The organism is Streptomyces sp. NPDC054887, from assembly GCF_053610585.1.
In genome coordinates this window covers 24752-48270 of record NZ_JBSGYQ010000052.1, presented here as the reverse complement: position 1 = coordinate 48270, position 23519 = coordinate 24752, and the positions used below count along the sequence as shown (strand labels likewise).

Below are 23519 nucleotides of genomic sequence, written 5' to 3'. Positions count from 1 at the left end.
CCGTCCCCGCCCGGCCCCTCACAGGCCGGGCCCTGCGCGATTGCGACACGTTCCTTGCCCGCACGCCCGATGCACCCGGACAGCTACCCGGCGCCCGCACACGCGCCCACGGCCCCGCCCGCCGCCGGCCTGGCGCCCACACCGCTCACCGCCCACGAGATCTCGCTCGTACGCGCCGGTCTGGCGGTGATCGAACCGCACGCGGCCGACCTGACGGTGTACTTCTACAGCATCCTCTTCGCCCGCTACCCGCAGGTCCGCGAACTCTTCCCGGACAACATGGACGCACAGCGCGACAGGCTGCTGCGCGGCCTCCTGCGCATCGTCGAGCTGGTCGACGACCCGGACAGCCTCGTGCGCTTCTGCACCCTCCTGGGGCGCGACCACCGCAAGTTCGGGACCCTCGAAGCCCACTACCCCGCGGTCGGCGAGTGCCTCCTCGCGTCCCTGGCCCGCTACGCCGGGGCGGCGTGGACGGCGGACGTCGAAGCGGCCTGGAGCCGGGCGTACACCACGGCGGCGCGTGTGATGATTCTGGCCGCCGCGGACGACACCCGCCTGCGCCCCGCCACCTGGGAGGCGCAGATCGTCCGGCACGACCACCGGGGTCACGGCATCGCCGAGATCACGGTGCGTACGGACGTGCCCTACGCGTACGAGGCGGGCCAGTACGTGAGCATGCGGACGCCCTGGGAACCCAAGGCGTGGCGCCAGTACTCGCCCGCCAACGCTCCCCGCCCGGACTCCTCACTCACCTTCCACGTCCGTGCCGTGCCCGGCGGCCGGGTGAGCAACGCCCTGGTGCACCGCGCGGCGGTCGGCGACGTCGTCACCCTCGGGCCGCCGCAGGGCGACATGACGCTGGCGGCGGCCGGCGACCGCGACCTGGTGTGCGTGGCCGGCGGCACCGGACTCGCGCCGATCCGCGCCCTCCTCGAACAGGCGGCGCTCGGCGGCATGCGGCGTTACGTCGACCTCTTCGTGGGCGCCCGCACCGCCGACGAGCTCTACGGTCTGGACGACATGCTGCGGATGGCGCAGCGTCAGCACTGGCTCTCCGTACGGGCCGCCGTCTCGCACCAGCACATAGCCGGCCGTGAGGGCACCCTGCCGCAGGTGTTGCGCGAATTCGGGCCCTGGGGGCAGCATGAGGCCTTCCTGTGCGGCCCCCCGGGCATGGTCACCGCCGCTGCCCGGATCCTGCGCAACGAGGGAGTCCCCGCTGCCCGCATCCACCACGACCCGCTCGGCGATCCCGTCCTGACCACGCCCCTGGCACCGCCCCGACACCACCCCGAGAGCGACTACCTGTGAACAGTCACGACGCCTCACCCTCGCGCGGGGAGCGCATGCTGCAAGACCACCTCGGCACCGTGCAGAGGGCCGACGCCTTCTACGACCGGCAGGTCCATCCCCGTCTGAACGAGACGATGCGGGACTTCATCGGCCGTCAGTCGATGCTCTTCCTCTCCACGTCGGACGCCCGGGGCCACTGCGACGCCAGCTTCCGCGCCGGGCCGCCGGGATTCGTCACCGTCCTCGACGACCGCACCCTCGCCTACCCCGAGTACCGGGGGAACGGTGTCATGGCGAGCGCCGGCAACATGGCGGAGAACCCGCACCTGGGACTGCTGTTCCTCGACTTCACCCACCACCACGTCGGACTGCACGTCAACGGCACGGCCCAACTGGTCGACGAGCGGGAACTGCGCGCCGCCCACCCCCTGATACCGGTCGACACCGCCCCGGGAAGACAGCCCGAGTTCTGGGTGCGCGTGACCGTCGTCGAGGCGTACATCCACTGCTCCAAGCACATACCCCACCTGGAGCCCGCCCGCCGTCCGCAGAGCCCGTCGCTCAAGCGTCCCAAGGACGCCGACTACTTCGCCGCCGCCCCGGCCGACCGCCTCGTCGCGGACCGGTAGCGCGGCGTCCCGCCCCGGGCCGGCGGGAAAACGGCGGCTGACAAATCACCCACCGGAGTGAGAGAGTGGTGCGATGCTCCGCACTCTGCACTCCACCGGCCACGAGCAGGTGGCCCATGACGCATGCGCGGCGTTGGAACTGCTGCAGCTTCTGTGGGGCCGGGGTCAGGAAGCCGTTCCCTCCGGCCCGGTGTCGCCCTCGCAACTGCGCGCGCTGACCGCGCTGGAGGGTCAGGAGGGCGTCAACCTCCGGGCCCTTGGAGAGGCGCTCGGATCGCGGCCCTCGTCCGTGAGCCGCCTGTGCGACCGCCTGGAGGCGGCCGGCCTCGTCGAGCGGTTCCCGAGCGCGACCAGCCGCCGGGAGGTCGAGGTACGCCTGAGCCGGCGCGGGCACGCCGTACTCGCCGACTTCCGTACGTTCCGGGTACGCGAGCTGGAGGCCGTCCTGCGCGAGATGGAACCCGCCAAACTGAAGGCGCTCGCCGAAGGGCTCGAAGCCTTCCACACGGCGGCCGCCGCCCGCATCGGCCCCGGCGCCGCGCCCCGCGCGGCGGACATGGCGGGGCAGTCGGCGGACATCGCCTGACGCCCACGGCCGGGCATGTCCGGCCGCGGGCCGGGAAGATGAAGTCTGCGTAGGGCGCGGCGACGGAGAGCGATTGCCTGTCGCCGTCCGCGTGGAGTTTGTCGTGGACCCGAGGGATGAGACATGGACAACCGGCCCGGCCGATGGCTCGGCGCGGCTGAGAGCGCGCTGCGGGCGGCGCCCCCCACCGGTCTGCTGTCCACCACCCGCTCGCTGCTCGCCGACACCGTGGACGCCCGCTCGGTGACGCTGCTGCTCGCGGACTACGGCCTCGCGGTGCTCCAGCCGGTGACGCGCCTGCCCCACACCGGCGAGACGGTCCCGGTACGCGGAGGGCACCCGGCCGCACGCGCCTTCTCGGCGCAGGTCCCGGTCATGGAGGTCACGGAAGATCCCGGCATGGTCACCGCGCACCTGCCCATCACCGTACGGGGAGACCGCCTGGGCGTGCTGTCCGTACACCTGCCGGAGCCGGCGGCGGGGGCGCCGGCCCTGCTGGAGCTGGCCGACTTCGCCACGGCGTTCGGCCACGAACTGATCGTCGCCGAACGCGACACTGACCTCTACCTCCAGGCCCGTCGGCGCAAGCGCCTCACCCTGGCGGCGGAGATGCAGTGGCAGCTGCTGCCCGGCCGGGGGCTCGACGAGGCCGAGTTCACTCTCGGCGCGCACCTGGAACCGGCGTACGCGATCGGAGGCGACAACTTCGACTGGTCGGTCACCGACGAGCACCTGTACCTGACCGTGTCGGACGGCAAGGGGCAGGGCATCCAGGCCGCTCTGCTGGCCGGCCTCACCGTCGGAGCCCTGCGCAACGCGCGCCGTGGCGGAGTCCCGCTCGCCGACCAGGCGTGCCTGGCCGACCAGGCCATCTACGGCGAGTACGGGGGAGAGCGGTACTCGGCGACCCTCCTGCTGCAATGCGAACGGGCCACCGGCCGGGTGCGGGCCGTCGACGCGGGCTCGCCCCATGTGTTCCGCCGGCGGGACGACTCCGTCGAACGGCTGGAGCTGGAGACGCAGGTTCCGCTCGGCATGTTCGAGGAGACGGACTACCACGAGGAGTCGTTCCAGCTGGAACGCGGTGACCGACTGGTCGTCGTGAGCAGCGGCGTGCACGGCGCGCGGTCGGGCGAGCGGGCCGGAGTCTTCGGTGAGGACGCCTTGCGCGAGACGATCGCCGCCACCGGTGGCGCGACGGCCCACGACACCGCCCGCGCCGTCGTCGAGGCGCTGATGCAGTACCACGGCGGCCACGACCTGCCCGACGACGCCGCGGTGGTCTGCCTGGACTGGCGCGGTCGGACCGGCTAGCCCGGCACCTGCCGGTCGGCGTCGATGCCGCCCGGCTGAGCCGCCCGGAAGAAGGCCAGCAGCCCCGACAGGAGTTTCTCGCGCTCGGCGGACGGCATACGGTCGAGCACATCGGCGAACATCGCGTGGCGACGGGCGAACAGAGCGTCGATCAGCTCCTGCCCCTGCAACGTCAGCACGAGACCGATCTCCCGCCGGCTGGTGGGAGCCGGCTCGCGGCGCAGCAGCCCGGCCGCCTCCAGCCTGTCGCACAGCCGGCTCACGGCGGGCGGGGCGGCGCCGACCTCCTCGGCCAGCCCCGTGAGGTTGACGCCCGGCCACCGCCGGACGAACAGCAGCGCGTCCAACTGGAGCGCCGAAAGCCGCGGGGAAGCGGTGCGCGACGCCTTCGTCCAGGTGGACACCATCGCCTCGGCGGCCGCGGCCACCTGGACGGCGATCTCGTCGACGGGGTCGTCCGGTGGTCCCGCGCGCTGCATACGGCCGTCACTCCCAGGAAACATCCGCGCACCTCCGGCAGGAGGCCGACGCTGTCGTCGCACGCATTCGCCGACTCTAGTACGGGTCGTCTGCCCGCTCTGTCGAAAGTATCCCCGCACAGGTGTCTTTCGCTCGTGGCCGAGACCGCGGGCGTCCTGCGCCCGCCGGAATTCAGCCGATCGCGCCGCCGGTCCCCCGGGCCCGTGCGCACACCGTGCGCGAGGCGGTGCACGCCCGGGCGGCGCGCGTCAGCCCGTGACCGCCATCGTGCTCCTGGCCAGGTCGTAGGCCGGCAGCATCTGCTCGTGCTCGGCCGTGTCCAGCCCTCCCAGGTGCAGCACCACCGCGCCGCCGGGGGCGACGACGGCGAGCGCCCGCTCCTTCTTCGGCTCGTCCTGGAACTCGCTGGTGACGAGGTAGGTGACCTCGGTGGCGGGGAGCTCCCCGGCCTTGGTCTCGCGGTAACGGACGGTCCCGGCGTTCTTCTCGTCCGCCATGAAGGATTCGAGCACCTCACGCGGTGTGCCACCGCCCGCACCGGTCCACACGCGCAGGAACCCGATGTTCCCGGCCGGCTTGGCGTCGATCTCGCAGACGAGCTTCACGGACCCCTGCCGGGCGAGCGAGGCGAACGCGTCGTCCTCGTCACCGGCCGTCACCTTCTCCGCCGTCCAGTCGGCGGCGGTGCGGAACGACACCGGCAGGGCGCACGGTGTTCCGGCGCTCCCGACGAGCGCCGCCTTCCGGTCGGCGGCCTTCGCCCCCACCTTTGCCCCCGCCTTCGCCCCCGCGCCTCCGCTCGGCTGCTCCGCCGGCCTTCCCTGCCCCGCCGCGCCGCCGTCCGGCGCCGACGAACAGCCCGCCAGCAGCAGTACCGCCAGCGCCGCCGGGACGACGCACCGCGCCTTCACCTGCCCCATTGCAACCCCACCCCTGAGCTTGACCGATCGCCGCAGGCTATCCCACGCCCGCCCGCGTCCCCGGGGCGGTCGGCCGGCGGGGGAGCGTCTAGGCGATGCGGAGGCGCACCTCGGCCGTGCCGCGCGCGGCGGCCACGGTGGCGGCCTCCGCGTCCAGTTCCCGGCGCACGGCGGGGGACAGCGGCGCGAACGGCGTGACGGTCAGGTCGGTCGCGCGGCCGGCCGCCCTGGCCCGCCACGTACCGGCGATCTCCGTGCCGACCAGCAGCGCCCCCGGCCCGCCGACCGCACGCCAGATCTCCCTCTGCCGCATTCTGTCCGGCACGAGCAGGTCCCGGTCGCGCGCCTGGAGGAACGGATCACCGGGCGGGAGCAGCCGTACGAGCTTCCCGCCCCTCGCCGCCAGCAGGGCGTCGAGATCACCGGAAGGCAGCCACGCCCGCCTGCCCTCCAGCGTCACCTCCGCCAGATCGTCCGGCCACACCCGCCGAACGACCGACGCCTTCGTGCCCAGGTGCTTCGCCACCTCCGCGGGGGTCGCGGGGCCGAGGAAGCGCAGGTAGGCGCGGATCAGCCCGGCCGTCCCTGACGCCGTCACCGGCACGGGATACTCCGCCCCCAGCGGGGCCAGCGCGGTCCTGCCGCCCTCCGGCCGAACGCGGACGCCCCCGAAGATCCCGGCCTGCTGGAACAACAGCCCGGAGATGTGCCGCGCGCCGCACGGCTCGCAGAAGTACGTCAGCGACTCGGGCACGGCCGCGCTGACCGCCGTACTCACCTCGCCCTTGGCCGTCGGCGCGGTCACCACCGCGCGAAACGCCTCGGCGGTGACCCGGAACGCCTCGACGCCGAGGCGCGCCCCTTCCTTGATCGCCGCTGTGTCGATCCGGGCCGCGGCGTCCTCGTCGTCCACCGGCCACAGTGCGGCGGCGAGCGCCGGCAGGTCCGCGCGGCGGTGCAGGTGCGGCGCGCCGCGGAACGTCCAGACGAGTTCGAGCCCCCGGGCGGACGCACCCCGTGCGGCCAGGGCCTGCCGGGCCGATCCGTTCGGCGTGTCCCGCACGCCCAGGGCGAGCACGTCGGGTGCGGGGGAGGAGCGTGCGAACCCGTGCACCGCCACCCGGTGGGCCAGAGCCTGCTCCCGGGTCACGGCCACGCCGCGCCGGTGTGTCCCGCCCACGACCGCACCCCCTCGTACGCGTGTGTCCGGTCAGAACATGACGCGGGCGGCCCTGAGCGCCTCCGCGGCGTCCTCGTCCCCCTCGAACTCCAGCGCGCCGCGCGGCGGACGGCCCGCCAGATGACGGGCGAACGCGACCGCGTCCGCCCGCAGTGTGACGACGGGCGGCCCGCTGCCGAGGCGGTGGCGTCCACCGGCCGGCCCCGACAGGTCCAGCAGGCAGGGCGGACCGGTCCAGTCGAGCGCCAGGTCCAGCACCACCTGGTTCATGATCTCGCGATCGTGCGCGTCGAGTACCAGCCGGGCCCCCGTGGCGTCACTGATGTCGATCCGGTGCATCCACGTGTCGCGCGCGACGAGGACACTGTTCAGGTACTCCACCGAGTCCTCGGCGAGCTGCTTCGCCTCCGGGAAGATCACGCTGGTCCGCACCCGGCGGCGCATCGCGGCCGGCATGCGGTCCAGGGCCCGCACCGCCTTGGGGGCGATCAGGGCCAGCTCGTTGACCAGCTGCCGTCCCGGCACGTCGCCGCGATCCTCGACCTGGCTCGCGTTGTGGCCGTCGAGGGCGCCCAGCTCCGGGTGCGTTCGGCGGGCGCGGCGGATCCGGGTGACCATGAGCCAGGGCTTGGGCAGTTCCTCGTACTGGCCCAGCTCGTGGGCCACCATGTCCCGCACGGTCCAGCCCGTGCACGCCGTCGGCCTCGACCACGCCTCGGGTTCCAGGGTGGCCAGCAGGGCGAGCGAGGCGCGTATCTCCGCCGCGTTGACCTGACGCGCCCGTGCCGGGGACGTACGGGGGATCTCACGGGCGGTGACAGTGGGAGTGGCCATGCCGCACCCTCCTTTCCCCTCAGCCCCAGGCTACGCCGCACGTCACCGACGGCACGGGCTCGCCGTGTGGCGCGGCCCTCCTCCGGTCCCGCCGCCGCATGGATTCGTCCCGACGGGGCAACCGGTGTGCTGGAGCCTGGAGGATGCCATGACCATGACTGGACAGCCCGTCGAGTCGCGCACGGGAGAGAACGTCCGCGACGCGCACAGAGCCGGCGGCGGTGCGAACGACCCCGTCGACGCGTCGCAGGAGAGCGCGCGCGAGCGGGTCAACCGCCGCTGGAACGAGATCCTTCAGGAGACACGGGTCGCCCAGACCGGCGTGCAGATCCTCTTCGGCTTCCTGCTCAGCGTGGCCTTCACCCCCCTGTTCCACGATCTCGGCACGTTCGACCGGTCCGTCTACGTCGTCACCGTGGTCCTGGGCGCGTCGGCGACCGGGTCGCTGATAGCCCCCGTGTCCATACACCGCTTCCTGTCGGGTCAGCGGATGAAGGACGACGTCGTGGAGGTCGCCGGCCGCCTGATGATGTGCGGCATGGTGTTCCTCGCCCTGACCATCGGCTGCACGCTGCTGCTCATCCTGCGTGTCGTGGCGCCGAACTTCCTCGCCGGGACGCTGGTCGGCGGCGTCATGCTCTGGTTCGGCCTGTGCTGGTACGCGCTGCCGCTGTGGCTGCGGCGTCGCGCCGCCAGGCGCTCCGCGGCCGCCGGCGACGCCTAGGCCCGGCCGCGACAGCCGTGGCCGCTCCCGAAGGGCGGCCACGGCCCCGCAGAACGCACCCGCCGCTTGCCCACCCGTACCAAGGAGCCGTCGGACATGACCGCCAGCACCGTCGCAGCACAGACCGCCGTGTCCGGCGAGGACCGGAGCGCGCGCATACGCCGGCGGCTGGAGCGGCTCATCGGCATCGCGGCGACCGAAGGCAACGCGCTCGTCCCCCTGCGCAACGGCGACGAGATCTTCGCCGCGATGCTGGAGGGCATCCGCTCGGCCCGGCACACCGTGGACATGATGACGTTCGTGTACTGGAAGGGCGACATCGCCCGCCAGTTCGCGGACACGCTCGCGGAGCGGGCGCGCGCCGGGGTGCGGGTGCGGCTGCTGCTGGACGGCTTCGGCAGCCGACTGATCGAGACCGACCAGCTGGACACCATGGAGCGGGCCGGGGTGCAGGTGATGTGGTTCCGCAAGCCGCTGCGCCTGTCGCCCTTCAAGCAGAACCACCGCTGCCACCGCAAGGTCCTCGTCGTCGACGAGCAGACCGCGTTCACCGGCGGGGTCGGCATCGCCGAGGAGTGGTGCGGCGACGCCCGCGACGCGAGCGAGTGGCGCGACACCCATGTGCGCGTCACCGGGCCCGCCGTCGACGGCATCGCCGCCGCGTTCGCGCAGAACTGGGCCGAGTGCCACGACGAACTCTTCGACGAGCGCGACCGGTTCGTCGAGCACCGCCCGCAGGGCGACGCGGTGGTGCAGGTGGTGCGGGGCTCGGCCAGCTTCGGCTGGCAGGACATGCAGACCCTCATGCGGGTCATGCTGGAGTCGGCCGAGGAACGCTTCCGGCTGTGCACCGCCTACTTCTCCCCGGACGCGTACTTCGTCGAGCTGCTCTGCGCCACCGCGCGGCGCGGGGTGGAGGTCGAGATACTCCTGCCGGGCCCGCACACCGACAAGCGCGTCTGCAAGCTGGCCGGCCAGCACTTCTACGACGACCTCACCGCCTGCGGCGTGAAGATCTACCAGTACCAGCCGACGATGATGCACGCCAAGGTGATCACGGTCGACCGCACGGCGGCGCTCATCGGCTCGACGAACTTCAACCGGCGCTCCCTCGACCACGACGAGGAAGTCATGCTCGCTGTGCTGGACGAGGAGTTCACCGCCACGCTCGACGCGCACTTCGACGACGACGTGGCGGTGAGCGAACCGATCAGAAGAAGCCGCTGGAAGAGACGCTCGCTCGCCCAGCGCGCCCGCGAACTGGCCGTCCAGCCCGTACGCCGCTTCCTGTGACGCCGTCCCGGAAGGACCGGGACCCGTACGGCGGGCGGCTCCGTTCCACCCGCTTCACCTGCGCACGTGCCCGAGCACGGACCGCACCGCCCGCTCCACCGCCCGGCGCGCCTCCTGTGACCGGTCGGTCGTCTCGAACCCGTGGTGGCCGCCCGGTAGATCGACCACCTCCACAGGGGCGTCGCAGTCCTCGGCGGCGCGCAGGAACTCCTCGACCGTCGCCGCGATCTCCGGCCGCTCCAGCCCCACCCGCGTCAGCACGACCGGCAGCCGCCCCGCTCCCCGTACGGCGTCCGCGGGCCGGAACCGGGAACCGGTGAGTCCCCAGCCGGGCAGCGGCCCGAGGACCGGATACGTCGCCGCCACGCACCGCAGCCACGGCGGCGGCGCCGCGAGCCAGTCCGCCGACAGCGGGCCGCCGCCGGAGAAGAACCACAGCGCGACCCGCTCCCCGTCGACCCGCGGATCGGCCCGTACGCACGCGACCGCGTCGGCGACGTCCCGGGCGGCGCGCCCGTAGTCGGCGAGACCGTGCAGCCGGTGGTCCACCGTCGCGCCGACCGCGCCCAGACCTGCCGCGTACTGGGCGTACCCCACCAGGGCCGGCCACTCCCGCGGTGTGGGACGCGCCCCGGCGGGCACCGGGCCGCCGTGGACGAACAGGATCGCCGGGCGCGGCCCCTCGGCATCGGGCAGGTGGAGATCGACCCGGCCCACCCGCTCCCGCCGCCGGCGCTCCACGTCCAGCAGGAACGGCCGCAGGTGCGCCGGCTGTTCCTCCGCATCGGCCCTGAGCCGGCGCCCCTCTCCTGCCGCGGCCCCGAGCAGTACGCCGGCCAGCTCGTCGGGGCGGGACAGCATCGGCCAGTGCCCGGTGTCGAGTTCGAAAAACGTCACGCGCGGACCGGTGAGGGCGTGCAGGCGCGGGTCGCCGAACCCCACCAGCCGCTCGACCATGGCGATGCTCGACCCGTTCGCCGTGCACAGGACGCCCGTCGTCGGAAGCTCGGCGACCTCGTCCGACAACCGCAGCGGCCGGGTCAGCGTGCCGATCGGCTGCGGTGCGGCCAGGCGCGACAGCCGCTCAAGCGCCTCGGCCGAGACCCCCGCCGTGCTGCCCCAGCGCTGCCACCCGTCGCCCGACGGCGGGGCGAGGTGCGGGTCGGCGGCGGTTCGTTCGGCCGGGTTTAGCAGCCGTTCGCGCACCGCCTGGTCGGCCACCAGCCGGGCGGCCGGGTCGCCGTCCCGGGGCAGGCCCGCGTCCAGGTACACGACCCGGGAGATCAGCTCCCGGCGCCGTCCGGCGGCGCCGAGCACCGGATGGATGCCGTACCCGTGACCTACGAGCACCACGTCCGGCGCCCGCGCCTCGTCGATCAGCCGCACCACGTCCCCGATGTGCGTCTCCAGATCGGTGCCGGGGTCCGCCGGCGGGTGCCCCTCGCCCATTCCGGTCAGCCGCGCGGGAAGGGCCCGCGCCCCCGCCTCCCGCAGCCGCCCGGCCACCTCGTCCCATATCCAGCCGCCGGTGAAGATGTCCGACACCAGGACGAATGCCGTCATGAGCCACTCCTCGTACGCCGTGGTCCGCGGGACCCGTCCGTACGGGCCGCTCCGCGCTCGCCACCACGGTGGGACCTCCCCCTGAGGGAGATTCAACTCACTGCACGCGCACGCCGATCAGGCAGGTGTCGTCGTCGGTGTCCGAACGGCTGTGGGTCAGCAGCTGGTCCAGGTACTTGTCGAGCTCCGCGGCGTCCGCGGCCGAATCCTGGGCGATCGACAACAGGTGTTCCAGCGACTGCTGCACCGAGAGGTCGCGCCGCTCGATCAGCCCGTCGGTGTACATCAGCAGCCGGTCCTCGGCCCGCAGCGTCACGAGGTGCTCCTCGTAGGGCGCCTCCGCGACCGCCCCGAGCAGGATGCCGCCCGGCAGCGGCAGCGCGGTGGCCTCGCCGCCGCGGACCAGTACGGGCGGCGGGTGGCCCGCCCGCGCCCAGCGCAGCTGCCGGGTGTCCGGGTCGTAGATGCCGCACATCGCCGTGGCCGTCACCTGGTCGGTCAGATGGTGTGCCACCGAGTTCAGCCAGCCGAGCAGCTGCGCCGGGCCCGCGCCGGTCGCGGCGAGGCCCCGGAGCGCGTTGCGCAGGACGACCATGCCGGTCGCCGCCTTGATGCCGTGCCCGGCGACGTCGCCCACCGCCAGCATGACCATCTTCGACGGCAGCACGACGGCGTCGTACCAGTCGCCGCCCACCAGGTGGCCCTCCTCGGCCGGGCGGTACCGCACGGCGACCCGCAGCCCGGAGGTGTCGACCGCCGGGGGAGAGGGCGGCATGATCGCCTGCTGGAGCTGCAGGGCGAGGCGGTTGCGTTCGGCGGACTGCTGCTCCGAGTCGGCCAGCCGGTCGCGGGTCGCGGCCAGCGCCACCTCGGTCCAGTGCTGCGAGGAGACGTCCTGGTACGCCCCGCGGACGGCGACCAGCTGGCCCACCGGGCCGATCACGGGCTCGGCGACGATGCGGATGTGGCGTACCACTCCGTCCGCGCGCTGCAGCCGGAAGGCGGTGGAGGCGGAGTGGCGGTGGTGCATCAGGGTGCGCAGGAAACGGCCGATGGCCACCGAGTCGTCCGGGTGGGCGTGCTTGTGCAGCCTTTCGAGCGGTACGGGCGACGAGGTCGGCGGCAGCCCGAACAGGGAGAACAGCTGGCTGTTCCATATGACCTGCCGGTTGACGAAGTTCTCCTCGAAGCCGCCGATGCGCCCCAGCCGCTGCGCGTGCTGGAGGAGTTCGGCCAGCCGCGTCGTCTCGCTCTCGACGCGCCAGGTCAGCAGGACGCCGTCGCCGAAGCGGGACATCCCCACCGAGGCGATCGTGCTGAGCGGCACGTCGGCCACCAGGGTGCCGAGCGCCATCCGTTCGGAGCGAAACGGTTCACCCGTGGCGTGGACCCGTACGACGTGCTCGTAGAGACCGCCCTCGCGTGCGGTCAGCGGGTACGCCTCCAGCAGGCTCATGCCGGTGACCGCGCTGCGCGGACGCCCCGCCAGGTCGCTGAAGTGGGCGTTGGTGTGCGCGATGCGGAAGTCCGACACCGCGTCCTGGCCGTCGATCAGTGGAAGCAGCACCAGCGCGGGATCGAGCAGCCCGTCCGCGAGGTCGCCCAGCGCGTTCTTGGCGTCGTCGGGGTGCTGGTCCGTGAAGGTGCCCGCCATGTCCGCGCCCGGCAGCGTGTGCGCGCACAGGTCGGCCAGCGCGTCGAGCTGCCGGGTGGTGGCGTGCGTGAGCGGTGGCTGCGGGTGCGGCCAGCAGATCTCCAGTACGCCCAGGAGGCGGCCGGCGCTCTCGGCGGGCAGCACGGCGCGGGCCCCGCCGTTGCTCACGCCGATGCCGAGGGAACCGGCGGGCAGGCTGCCGTACCACTGCGGTTTGCGGGCGCTCAGCACGCGCTGGGCGAGCGTTCCGACGCCGGGCGGGACGTACCGCCACCGCTCCGCCTCCCCGCGCGGGAAGCCGGCGTGGCCCGCCAGGACCAGGGCACCGTCCTGCCCGGCCGCCCACAGCGCCAGGGAGTCCGCCCCGAGCGGGGCGAGCGCCTGTTCGAGCAGCGACTCCGCCGCGGACTGCGGATCACTGGACAGCGAGCCGGCCTCCGCCGCCCGCAGCCGCAGCACCGCGCCCGGCGCGCCCTGCCTGTCCCCGGGCGCCGCGCTCGGCGGCAGCACGTCGGTGACGGCGTCGCCCGACGCGGCGTTGACCACGTCTGCCGCGAGTTCCAGGAGCGGGAGCCGGGCGGCTTCCGCCAGGCTCTCCAGGTGCTGCGCCGCCTCCGTCGGCCCGCCGTGCCCGCGCTCGACGAGGATGCCGGTGGCGATCCCGATCAGGGCGCGGGCGTCGTTGGACTCCTGCGCCAGCGCCAGGTCCTGGCGCAGTTGTTCTACGGTGGCGGCCAGCGCGTCGAGCCGCTGGTTGTGCCCCGTCACCGGTTGAGCCAGCGGAGCATGCAGGCGACGAGCACATCGGCGTCGACCGGCTTGGTGATGTAGTCGTTGGCGCCGGCGGCCAGGCTCTTCTCCCGGTCGCCCTCCATCGCCTTGGCCGTCACCGCGATGATCGGGAGGTCCGCGTGCTCCGGCATGGCCCGGATCGCCGCTGTCGCGGCGTAACCGTCCATCTCGGGCATCATCACGTCCATCAGGATCAGCTCGATGTGGTCGTGCCGGGACAGCACCTCAAGACCCTTGCGGCCGTTGTCGGCGTGCAGCACCTGCATGCCGTGCATCTCCAGGATCCCGGTCAGCGCGTAGACGTTGCGGGCGTCGTCGTCGACGACCAGGACCACACGCCCCGTCAGCTGGCCGTCCGGGCTCTCCCCGAGGTCCGGGGCGGAGGTGGTCAGCGCCGCGGAGTCCGCCGAACGCGCCAGGGGCAGCACGTCGGACGGCCGCTCGGCCGTCAGGTGCAGCGCGATGCGCTCCCGCAGCTCGTCGAGGCTGGGCAGCAGTTCCAGGGGCTTCATACGGGCCAGTTCGAGCAGCCGGCGTTCCTGCTGCTGGTCGAGGCGCCGCGTGTGATGGGCGAGCACCGGCACCTGACGCAGACCCGGGTCGCCGTTCAGCGCCTCCAGCAACTGCATGGCGGCCCCGCCGGCCATGTCCAGTCCCAGGACGACGCAGTGGCACGGCTCCGCCGCCAGGGCGGCCGCCGCCTCCTCCGGACCCACGGCGGTACGCAGCCGCACCGGCCCGCGGGCGTCGACGAGGCTCTGGTTCTCGGCCAGCTCCGCGACGGCGCTCTCGGCGACGAGGGAGAGCAGACCGCGCGGCCGGTCCTCTATGACGAGCAGACGGCGCTGCGCCGGAATGAGCTGGGGCGCGGACAGCGCCAGCGGCTGCTGCGTGTCCTCGTCCGCCACCGCCTCGCGTTCCTCGAATCTCGCCACGGGCAGGTGCAGGATGAACGTGCTGCCCTCGCCCAGGACGCTGGCCGCCTGGATGGCTCCGCCGAGGAGGTGCGCGATCTCCCGGCTGATGGACAGCCCCAGGCCCGTGCCGCCGTACTTGCGGCTGGTCGTGCCGTCCGCCTGCTGGAAGGCCCCGAAGATCGCTTCGAGCTGCGGCTCGGCGATGCCGATGCCGGTGTCCAGGACGCGGAACGTCAGGGCCGGGCCGTACTCGCGCACCTGCGGCGGCACGTCCGAGTCGGCGGCCGGGGCGATCCGCAGCTCGACGGCGCCCTCCTCGGTGAACTTGACGGCGTTCGACAGCAGGTTGCGCAGGACCTGCCGCAGCCGGGAGTCGTCCGTGATCAGGTCCGTGGGCACGCCGGGCGCGACGCTGATACGGAAGTCGAGCCCCTTCTGGGCCGTCATCGGCCGGAAGGTCGCCTCCACGTAGTCCAGCAGACGGCGCAGCGAGACGCGCTCCGGACTGATGTCCATCTTGCCCGCCTCGACCTTCGACAGGTCGAGGATGTCGTTGATCAGCTGGAGCAGGTCCGACCCGGCCGAGTGGATGATGCCCGCGTACTCCACCTGCTTGGGCGTCAGGTTGCGGGTCGGGTTCTGCGACAGGAGCTGCGCCAGGATGAGCAGGCTGTTGAGCGGTGTGCGCAGCTCGTGGCTCATGTTGGCCAGGAACTCCGACTTGTACTTGGAGGCCAGCGACAACTGCCGGGCGCGCTCCTCCAGTTCCTGGCGGGCCTGCTCGATCTCCAGGTTCTTCGTCTCGATGTCACGGTTCTGCGAGGCGAGGAGGGCGGCCTTCTCCTCCAGTTCCGCGTTGGAGTTCTGCAACTCCTCCTGGCGCACCTGGAGCTCCCCGGACCGCGCCTGGAGCTCCGCGGCCAGGCGCTGGGACTCGCCGAGCAGCTCGTCGGTGCGGGCGTTGGCCACGATCGTGTTGACGTTGACGCCGACCGTCTCCATGAGCTGGTCCAGGAAGTCGCGGTGCACCTGGGTGAACGCGGTGACCGAGGCCAGTTCGATCACTCCGAGGACCTGGCCCTCGACGACGATGGGCAGCACGATCAGACTGGCCGGGTCGGTGGACCCGAGGCCCGAGGAGATCGTGATGTAACCGGCCGGCAGCTCGTCGATCGCGATCGTGCGGCGGCTGCGCGCCGCCTGCCCGACCAGCGACTGCCCGAACCGGAAGCGCACCGGGCACCCGGTGTCCGAGGCGTCGCCCGGGTGACCGTACGAGCCGATGAGCTCCAGCTCGCTGAGGCCGCCCCGCTCCTGGGCGAGGTAGAAGCCGCCGTACTGCGCCCCGACGAGCGGCGTCAGTTCGTCCATGATCAGTTCGGCCACGACCTTGAGGTCGCGCCGGCCCTGCATCAGGCCCGACATGCGCGCGAGGTTGGTCTTGAGCCAGTCCTGCTCCTGGTTGGCCCGGGTGGTCTCGCGCAGCGACTCCACCATGGAGTTGATGTTGTCCTTGAGCTCGGACACCTCACCGGACGCGTCCACCGTGATCGAGCGGGTGAGGTCCCCCTCCGCCACGGCGCCGGTGACCTCCGCGATGGCGCGCACCTGCCGGGTGAGGTTGCCGGCCAGCTCGTTGACGTTCTCGGTCAGGCGCTTCCACGTGCCGGACACGCCCTCGACCTCGGCCTGACCGCCGAGGCGGCCCTCGCTGCCCACCTCGCGCGCCACGCGCGTGACCTCGGCGGCGAAGGACGAGAGCTGGTCGACCATCGTGTTGATGGTGGTCTTGAGCTCCAGGATCTCGCCGCGCGCGTCGACGTCGATCTTGCGCGTGAGGTCGCCCTGGGCGACGGCGGTGGTCACCTGGGCGATGTTGCGGACCTGGTCGGTCAGGTTGTTCGCCATGGAGTTGACGTTCTCGGTGAGGTCCTTCCAGGTGCCCGCCACGTTCGGCACCTGCGCCTGACCGCCGAGAATGCCCTCGGTGCCGACCTCGCGGGCCACCCGGGTCACCTCGTCCGCGAACGCCGACAGCGTGGTCACCATGGTGTTGATCACACCGGCGAGCGCGGCGACCTCGCCCTTCGCCTCCACGGTGATCTTCTGGGACAGGTCGCCGCGGGCCACCGCGGTCGCGACCTGGGCGATGGACCGGACCTGACTGGTGAGGTTGGACGCCATGACGTTGACGTTGTCGGTGAGGTCCTTCCACGTGCCCGACACGCCGCGCACGGTGGCCTGGCCGCCCAGGTTGCCCTCGGTGCCGACCTCGCGGGCCACCCGGGTCACCTCGTCGGCGAACGCGGAGAGCTGGTCGACCATCGTGTTGATGGTCTCCTTCAGCTCCAGGATCTCGCCGCGCGCGTCCACGCGGATCTTCTGCGAGAGGTCGCCCTGGGCGACGGCGGTCGTGACCTGGGCGATGGACCGCACCTGTGCGGTCAGGTTGTCGCCCATCACGTTGACGGACTCCGTGAGGTCCTTCCACGTGCCCGAGACGCCCTTGACATCGGCCTGGCCGCCGAGACGGCCTTCGGTGCCGACCTCGCGGGCGACGCGGGTGACCTCGGCGGCGAAGGCGGAGAGCTGGTCGACCATCGTGTTGATGGTGGTCTTGAGTTCGAGGATCTCGCCGCGCGCGTCGACGTCGATCTTGCGCGTGAGGTCGCCCTGGGCGACGGCGGTCGCGACCTGGGCGATGGACCGCACCTGCGCCGTGAGGTTCCCGGCCATGAAGTTCACGGAGTCGGTGAGGTCGCGCCACGTTCCGCCGACCCCGGGGACCTGCGCCTGGCCGCCGAGGCGGCCGTCGGTGCCGACCTCGCGGGCCACCCGGGTCACCTCGTCGGCGAACGCCGACAGCTCGTCGACCATGGTGTTGATGGTCTTCTTCAGCGCGTGGATCTCCCCGCGCGCGTCCACGGTGATCTTCTGCGAGAGGTCGCCCCTGGCCACGGCGGTCGCGACCTGGGCGATGTCCCGCACCTGGGTCGTGAGGTTGCCGGCCATGGCGTTGACGGAGTCCGTGAGGTCCTTCCACGTACCGTCCACACCGGGTACGTGCGCCTGGCCGCCGAGCCTGCCGTCGGTGCCGACCTCGCGCGCGACGCGCGTCACCTCGAAGGTGAACAGCGAGAGCTGGTCGACCATGCCGTTGAAGACGGTGGCGATCTCTCCGAGGAGGCCCTCGCTGTCGGCCGGCAGACGGGTGCCGAAGTCGCCGTCGCGCACCGCGGTCAGTCCGGCGAGCAGCTGCCGCAGCTCCGGCTCGCCCACTGCCCCGGCCGCGCCGTTCCGCTCGGCGTCGCGCACCCGCACGGCGGCGCGCTTTCCCTGCCCCTGGCCCACAGTCATCGTGTTTTTCCGCCCCTCGTTCTGCAAGCCCCCGTGGACCGACCGTCAGGGAACCGGCCGCGGTGATTCTAGGCCGAATGGTCCGGATGTACGGTCGGGCTCATCCTGCCACAGTTGCTATGCGGCAAGCATTCTGGTGCGCCGCCGGTCCCGCAGGGGTTTCTGTACGCCGGGGCCCCGGCCGAAACCCGCGGCCGGCGGTCCTTCGCGCGGGCGCCCCGGCCCGTGGCCGCCGCCCGCGCCACCGGGAGCGCACGCGTGGGGGCCGCCGCGGGCCACGAGCGCCCACGGAGTGGCTCGTGGCCCTGCGGCGGCCGCACCGGTCCGCCCGGCGCAGGGGCGGACGCTCAGGCGAACATGCCCGCCCGGAGCTTCGCGATCGTACGGCTCAGCAGGCGCGAGACCTGCATCTGCGAGACGCCGAGGTGCTCCCCGATCTGGGCCTGGGTCAGCTCCTGGCCGAAACGCATCTCGATGAGACGGCGCTCCCGGTCGTCGAGCTGGTCCAGCAGGGGAGCCAGCGTGTGCAGATCCTCGATCGTCTCCATGGCGGGGTCCGGCTCGCCCAGCACGTCGGCGACGGTCCGGGCCCCCTCACCGTGGTCGCCGCCGTCGCTGGGTGTCTCCAGGGAGCCCGCGACGTAACCGTTCGAGGCGACTATGCCCTCTATGACCTCTTCCTCGGTGAGGTTGAGGTGGTCGGCGAGCTGCTTGACGGTCGGCTCGCGGCCGAGGTCGAGGGAGAGGCGCTCCTTGGCCTTCGCGAGCTCGACCCGCAGTTCCTGGAGCCGCCGGGGAACGTGGACGGCCCACGAGGTGTCGCGGAAGAAGCGCTTGATCTCCCCGACGATGTAGGGGAGGGCGAAGCTGGTGAACTCGACCTCGCGCGAGAGGTCGAACCGGTCGATGGCCTTGATGAGGCCGATGGTCCCGACCTGGATGATGTCCTCCATCTCGCCGCTGCCGCGGTTGCGGAACCGGCGCGCGGAGAAGTGCACGAGAGAGAGGTTCATCTCGACGAGGGTGTTGCGGGCGTACTGGTACTCGTGAGTGCCCTCTTCAAGGACTTGGAGCCGCTCGAAGAACAGCTTCGACAGTGCTCGAGCGTCCTTCGGGGCCACCTTCCCCGCGTCCTCGATCCAAGGCAACTCCTCGGCACCGGCCGGTGCACCGACACCCGACGGGGCCGCGGCCTCCGTGCTGTCGGTGTCGGCGGCCTGGGCGGAAGTCGCTGTCATGTCTCTGTCCCTCCCTGGTAGAGCTTGTTCCCACGACGGTGTGCCCTGGCTTCAATTTTGTATTCATGCTGTACGGCAATGAATCAGGGGCAATCGCCGACGGGCGCGCTCACCTCCGCCTCCCAGGGGGCCGGGCCGCTGCCGTCGGTCCATGCCGCGAGCCCCGCGTGGTCGACGCACAGGATTCCGCACTGCTCGGCGTACTCGGCGGCGGGCCGGGTGAACTCACCGGTGGTGACGACGGCCGCGACCTCGGCCTCGTGCACCGCGAAGCACGTGCCGCCGAAGCGCTGCACGTCCTGCGAGCCGACCTTGTTCATCGGGCCGTAGCGCTTGCACTGGATGACGAAGCGCCGTCCGTCGGGCGTGGTGCCCACGACGTCGGCCCCGAGATCCCCGGCTCCGCCGACGACGTGGACGTCGTGGCAGCCGTCCCGCTCGCACAGCGCGGCGACGGCCTGCTCGAAGTCCGCCGGGTCCATCGCGGCGTAGTCCGCCGCGGCGAAGGTCTCGACGGGCGCTTCCGCGACGGCCTGTGCCTCCGTCGCCGCGGCGGGGGCGGGAGCGCCGCGCCCCGCCCCGGCCGGGGCGCCCTCGGCCATCTCGTACGTGGCCTCCACGACGGCTTCGGCGACGCGCGCGGCGCTCCGGCGCCCCCGTGCCCGGCGTGAGGCCGCCACCGCGCAGGCCACGGCGACCGCGATCAGCACGGCAACCAGCGGACGGCTGTCGGCGGTTCGTACGGCGAGCCTGACGGTGAGCCCGGCCCCGCACAGCACCACGCCCACCAGGCCGAAGCACAGAATCGTCTGCCGGAGGCTGAATGCCCTTCTCCGCTCGGTCCGTCCCGGCCTGCGCATGGATATGGTCATATGTGAAGGTCACCCCTGGATGCGGCAGCGTGAAGATCATTCATTGCTGCCGTCTGCCCCGATCCGGCCATTTGAACAACAGGGCGAATCCCCACCGCGCGCCGCACGTCGAGGACTTGAGGACGGCGGCCCCGGAAAGCGGCTCCTGCAAAGGGGCGGAGAAGCCTTGAGCGCGAGGACCTGACGGAATCCGCCACGGATCCCGTAGCCTTTGCCCATGATTCGAGTTCGGTCGAGGGATCCATGGACGTGATCATTTCCAGACGGACGCGCGAAAGCGATGTCTGACGCCGTGACCGGCCACGGCTGGTGTATCGCCCAGGGGCCCGGCGCGTTCGGTCATGCCCGCGATCTCGCCCGGGAAACGCTGGAGGCGTGGAGCTGGCCGGCGGAACGTGTCGACGTCGTGGTGCTCCTCGTCTCGGAGCTGGTCACCAACGCCCACCGGCACGCCGGCACGGATGCCTGGCTCAAGCTGGACCCGACCGAGGACGGCGTCCGCCTGACCGTCCGCGACGCCAGTCCCCGGCCGCCCTCCCGGCGCGTTCCCGATCTCGACGGCGGCGTCGGGGGATTCGGGCTGCACATCCTCGACCGGCTGACCTCGCGCTGGGGCGTCGAAACGCACACGGACGGCAAGTACGTCTGGGCGCTCGTGCCCGGCGCCGTCACCTCGCCGGGCTGAGGCGTTCACCGCTCTCACCGAGGCGGTTACCGAACCGCATTGGGGCGGTTACCGAACCGTCTCCTTCTTCCGTGCAACTGTGACCCCATTTCGGCCGTCTATTAGGCGAAACGTTAATCACGGGCGCTCAGGAAGGCGGACGCAGTGAGGGACATACGCCGAAGAGGAATCGTCGCAGCCGGAATTACCGCACTGGTGGCTCCGCTCACCGTGGCATTGGGCGCCGCGCCCGCCCAGGCCGCCTCGTGCACGACGCAGACCGGCCCCTACCAGAAGCAGGTGGAGAAGTTCCTCGGCCGGCCGGTCGACGGAAGGCAGTCGGCGGCGGACTGCCGGGCGATCCAGGCATTCCAGACGAAACACTCCATCAGCCCGAACGCCGGTTTCGCGGGCCCCGTCACCTGGGGCGTCATGAATCTGATGAACAAGCAGAAGGCCGTGGGGACCAACCCGAACCGGTCCGGGAACTGCCCGACGAACAAGGGCCGTATCGCCTGCGTCGACCTGACGCTCCAGCTCAGCTGGATCCAGGACGGCAGGGAGCTGAAGTACGGACCCGTCCCGGTGCGTACCGGACGCGACGGCTACGAGACGCGCACCGGCCTGAAGAAGATCTACTGGCGCAACATCGACCACGTCTCCAGCATCTACGACGTGCCGATGCCGTACAGCCAGTTCTTCGACGGCGGCCAGGCGTTCCACTCCGTCGGCATCAGCGTCTGGGCGCCGCCCGGCTCGCACGGGTGCGTCAACATGACCAAAACCGCCGCCTCCAAGTACTGGAGCATGCTCCGCACCGGCGACGACGTCTTCGTCTACGGCCGTAAGTCCGGTACCTGAGTACACCCGTTTCCCGGCGATCGTGCTGGGCATCCGCCAGGGGAAGCTGCGTCGAGGCAGGGAGTGTTCTCCATGTGCCGATGGCTTGCCTATTCCGGGACTCCCGTACTGCTCGGTGACATCCTGTACAAGCCCGCTCACTCCCTGATCGACCAGAGCCTTCATTCGCGGATGGGGGTGGAGACGACCAACGGCGACGGATTCGGCATCGGCTGGTACGGATCCGGCGCCGGCACTCCGGCCATCGTCCGCGACACGGGCCCCGCCTGGAACAACCGGAACCTCCAGGAGATCGCGGACCACGTCCGCTCACCGCTGTTCTTCGCCCACGTGCGCGCCTCGACCGGTACGGCCGTGCAGCAGACGAACTGCCATCCCTTTCGTCACGGACGGTGGATGTGGATGCACAACGGGGTGATCACCGACTTCCACCGGATGCGGCGCGCCCTGTCCATGGCCATCGACCCGGCGCTGTTCTCGTCGCTGGAGGGTTCGACGGACTCCGAGGTGATGTTCTACCTGGCCATCACCCTCGGTCTGGACCAGGACGCCCCGGGCGCGGTGGCGCGGATGGCGGGTCTGGTGGAGGCGATGGGGCATGAGCACGGGGTGGAGTTCCCGCTCCAGATGACCGTCGCGGTGACCGACAGTGAGCGGCTGTGGGCCTTCCGGTACTCCAGCCAGATGCGCTCGCGGTCGCTGTTCTACAGCGCCCGGCCGGCCACCGTACGGGCGCTCCACCCCGACCTCGCGTTCCTGCGGAACGTCTCGCCCGACACGCGGCTCATCGTGTCCGAGCCGCTGGGGGACCTGCCGGGCGTGTGGAACGAGCTGCCCGAGGCCACGTGCGCCGTCGTCCAGCCGGGCGCTGACGAACTCACGCCCTTCGCCCCCGAGCCGGTGTAGCCGGGCAAGCTGCGGTCCCTTCGTGGACATATGCGGCTGTCCTACTGGAATTCTATTAACCCCAAAGGGTGGCGCGAATTCAGATTTTCGGCCGTGGACCACAAGAATACGAAGCTCCCCACGGCCGGAGGTCCTGTGTCCCGCCCTGCCTCGTCCCCATCGACCATGACGACGCTCGGGTGCGCGCTCTTCGCCACCCGATGGCTGCAAGCTCCGCTGTACTTCGGCCTGGTGGCCGCGCAGGGGGTCTACGTCTACAAGTTCTTCAACGAGTTGTGGCACCTCATCGACCACGTGGTCAGCGGGCGGGCGGACGAGACCCATGTCATGCTCGCCGTCCTCAAGCTGGTCGACGTCGTGATGATCGCCAATCTGCTGATCATGGTGATCGTCGGCGGGTACGAGACCTTCGTCTCCCGGATCGGACTCCAGGGCCACCGCGACCAGCCCGAGTGGCTCTCGCACGTCAACTCCAACGTCCTGAAGGTGAAGCTGGCCACCGCCATCGTGGGCATCTCGTCGGTCCACCTGCTCCAGATGTTCGTGGACGTGCACCACACGCCCCAGCACGACCTGCTGTGGGGAACGGTGATCCACATGGCGTTCATCGCCTCGGCGGCGATCCTCGCCTACATGTCCGGCCCCATGGCCTCGCACGAGCACCGGGGGCAGGCCGCGGCCGAGCCGCAACCGGTCGTCCTGCCGCGCCAGCGGGACCACGAGCCCGACGTGCCGGGCAGTGCGGCGGAGGCGCGGATCGAGGCGGCCGGCTTCCCCGCGCGCAAGGCCCTGGAGATGTTCGACGACAGCCACCTGCGTTCGCCGGGCCCCGAGACCCTCGCGCGGCTGGGCAAGGCCGACTTCGTCGGCAGCAGGCGCAACGTCGTCTTCCTCGGTGCTCCTGGCACCGGCAAGACGCACCTGGCCGTGGCGCTGGGCGTACGGGCGTGCCAGGCGGGCCACCAGGTGCTGTTCGCCACGGCGGCCGAGTGGGCCGCCCGCCTCGGCGAGGCGAAGGCAGCCGGCCGGCTCGCGAAGGAGTTCGCACGGCTGGACGAGTATCCGGTGCTGATCGTGGACGAACTCGGCTACGCGCCCCTGGAGGGGGAAGCGCCCCACCTCCTCTTCCAGCTCGTCTCCCACCGCTACGAGCGGGCCTCACTGATCGTCACCAGCGACCGGCCGTTCGGGCGCTGGGAGGAGATCTTCCAGGACGCCGGGATCGCCTCCGCGACGGTCGACCGCCTGGCCCACCACGCGGAGGTGGTGACCCTCGACGCCGACAGCTACCGCACACGGGGGCTCGGGGCCGTCGTCGTCGCGGGACGCGAGGCAGCGGCTCCCGGACGCTGACGCGCCCGCCACCGGGAGGCGCGTGCCACCACGCGTGCGTCCAGCCGCGCGCATCGCGTCCGTGAGACGCGTTCGCTGCCGGCTCC

The 23519-nt window shown here is 71.9% G+C and carries 19 protein-coding genes; 10 read left to right on the top strand and 9 right to left on the bottom strand.

Annotation, left to right across the window (positions count from 1 at the left end; all coding sequences use genetic code 11):
* The first annotated feature begins 54 nt into the window (after window positions 1–54).
* The 4 genes from ACWGH0_RS25780 to ACWGH0_RS25765 all read left to right on the top strand — a co-directional run bounded on the left by ACWGH0_RS25780 (window position 55) and on the right by ACWGH0_RS25765 (window position 3825).
* A complete protein-coding gene (locus ACWGH0_RS25780; RefSeq protein WP_453406613.1) occupies window positions 55–1314 on the top strand; it encodes a globin domain-containing protein in 1260 nt (419 codons plus the stop codon).
* A gap of 35 nt (window positions 1315–1349) precedes the next feature.
* On the top strand, window positions 1350–1925 hold the full coding sequence (locus ACWGH0_RS25775; RefSeq protein ID WP_453406612.1) for a pyridoxamine 5'-phosphate oxidase family protein: 576 nt from the start codon (window positions 1350–1352) through the stop codon (window positions 1923–1925).
* Between the two features lie 73 nt (window positions 1926–1998).
* The gene (locus tag ACWGH0_RS25770; RefSeq protein ID WP_453406611.1) at window positions 1999–2511 is read left to right on the top strand and encodes a MarR family winged helix-turn-helix transcriptional regulator; all 513 of its coding nucleotides are present in this window, start codon (window positions 1999–2001) and stop codon (window positions 2509–2511) included.
* A 123-nt stretch (window positions 2512–2634) separates the two neighbouring features.
* Window positions 2635–3825 carry a PP2C family protein-serine/threonine phosphatase gene (locus ACWGH0_RS25765; RefSeq protein WP_453406610.1) on the top strand — a complete coding sequence of 397 codons (1191 nt, stop codon included), beginning with the start codon at window positions 2635–2637 and terminating at the stop codon, window positions 3823–3825.
* On the opposite strand, the gene ACWGH0_RS25760 is transcribed toward ACWGH0_RS25765, so the two are convergent.
* The 4 genes from ACWGH0_RS25760 to ACWGH0_RS25745 form a co-directional block, all read right to left on the bottom strand.
* A complete protein-coding gene (locus tag ACWGH0_RS25760) occupies window positions 3822–4304 on the bottom strand; it encodes a MarR family winged helix-turn-helix transcriptional regulator (protein ID WP_453406609.1) in 483 nt (160 codons plus the stop codon). The genes ACWGH0_RS25765 and ACWGH0_RS25760 overlap by 4 nt on opposite strands.
* Before the next feature lie 249 nt (window positions 4305–4553).
* Complete coding sequence (locus ACWGH0_RS25755; RefSeq protein ID WP_453406608.1) at window positions 4554–5225, bottom strand: lipoprotein; 672 nt, start codon at window positions 5223–5225, stop codon at window positions 4554–4556.
* Window positions 5226–5313: 88 nt separating this feature from the next.
* A complete protein-coding gene (locus ACWGH0_RS25750) occupies window positions 5314–6405 on the bottom strand; it encodes a DNA glycosylase AlkZ-like family protein (protein WP_453406607.1) in 1092 nt (363 codons plus the stop codon).
* Between the two features lie 30 nt (window positions 6406–6435).
* Window positions 6436–7239 (bottom strand): maleylpyruvate isomerase family mycothiol-dependent enzyme, encoded by an 804-nt coding sequence (locus ACWGH0_RS25745; RefSeq protein WP_453406606.1) that lies wholly within the window; start codon window positions 7237–7239, stop codon window positions 6436–6438.
* Between the two features lie 148 nt (window positions 7240–7387).
* On the opposite strand from ACWGH0_RS25745, the gene ACWGH0_RS25740 reads away from it, so the two are divergent.
* Complete coding sequence (locus ACWGH0_RS25740; RefSeq protein WP_453406605.1) at window positions 7388–7963, top strand: DUF6328 family protein; 576 nt, start codon at window positions 7388–7390, stop codon at window positions 7961–7963.
* A gap of 96 nt (window positions 7964–8059) precedes the next feature.
* Complete coding sequence (locus ACWGH0_RS25735; RefSeq protein WP_453406604.1) at window positions 8060–9256, top strand: phospholipase D-like domain-containing protein; 1197 nt, start codon at window positions 8060–8062, stop codon at window positions 9254–9256.
* Between the two features lie 54 nt (window positions 9257–9310).
* Here ACWGH0_RS25735 and ACWGH0_RS25730 read toward each other — a convergent pair whose 3' ends face one another.
* From ACWGH0_RS25730 to ACWGH0_RS25710, 5 genes are all read right to left on the bottom strand, one after another.
* On the bottom strand, window positions 9311–10819 hold the full coding sequence (locus tag ACWGH0_RS25730) for an alpha/beta hydrolase (protein WP_453406603.1): 1509 nt from the start codon (window positions 10817–10819) through the stop codon (window positions 9311–9313).
* Window positions 10820–10916: 97 nt separating this feature from the next.
* Window positions 10917–13241 (bottom strand): SpoIIE family protein phosphatase, encoded by a 2325-nt coding sequence (locus ACWGH0_RS25725; RefSeq protein WP_453406602.1) that lies wholly within the window; start codon window positions 13239–13241, stop codon window positions 10917–10919.
* Complete coding sequence (locus ACWGH0_RS25720) at window positions 13238–17539, bottom strand: HAMP domain-containing protein (protein WP_453406601.1); 4302 nt, start codon at window positions 17537–17539, stop codon at window positions 13238–13240. Before ACWGH0_RS25720 ends, ACWGH0_RS25725 begins: the two co-directional genes overlap by 4 nt.
* Window positions 17540–17886: 347 nt before the next feature.
* Entirely contained in the window at window positions 17887–18777 is an 891-nt protein-coding gene (locus tag ACWGH0_RS25715) for an RNA polymerase sigma factor SigF (protein ID WP_453406600.1), read from the bottom strand.
* An 83-nt stretch (window positions 18778–18860) separates the two neighbouring features.
* Window positions 18861–19649: a restriction endonuclease gene (locus ACWGH0_RS25710; protein ID WP_453406599.1), complete on the bottom strand. Its 789-nt coding sequence runs from the start codon at window positions 19647–19649 to the stop codon at window positions 18861–18863.
* 280 nt (window positions 19650–19929) lie between these two features.
* Between ACWGH0_RS25710 and ACWGH0_RS25705 the strand changes: the two genes are divergently transcribed.
* The 4 genes from ACWGH0_RS25705 (at window position 19930) to istB (ending at window position 23433) form a co-directional block, all read left to right on the top strand.
* Window positions 19930–20334, top strand: coding sequence for an ATP-binding protein (locus tag ACWGH0_RS25705; RefSeq protein ID WP_453406598.1), 405 nt, complete (start codon window positions 19930–19932; stop codon window positions 20332–20334).
* A gap of 144 nt (window positions 20335–20478) precedes the next feature.
* On the top strand, window positions 20479–21174 hold the full coding sequence (locus ACWGH0_RS25700; protein ID WP_453406597.1) for a L,D-transpeptidase: 696 nt from the start codon (window positions 20479–20481) through the stop codon (window positions 21172–21174).
* Window positions 21175–21246: 72 nt separating this feature from the next.
* A complete protein-coding gene (locus ACWGH0_RS25695; protein WP_453406596.1) occupies window positions 21247–22080 on the top strand; it encodes a class II glutamine amidotransferase in 834 nt (277 codons plus the stop codon).
* A gap of 165 nt (window positions 22081–22245) precedes the next feature.
* The gene (gene istB / locus ACWGH0_RS25690; RefSeq protein WP_453406595.1) at window positions 22246–23433 is read left to right on the top strand and encodes an IS21-like element helper ATPase IstB; all 1188 of its coding nucleotides are present in this window, start codon (window positions 22246–22248) and stop codon (window positions 23431–23433) included.
* Window positions 23434–23519: the final 86 nt, after the last annotated feature.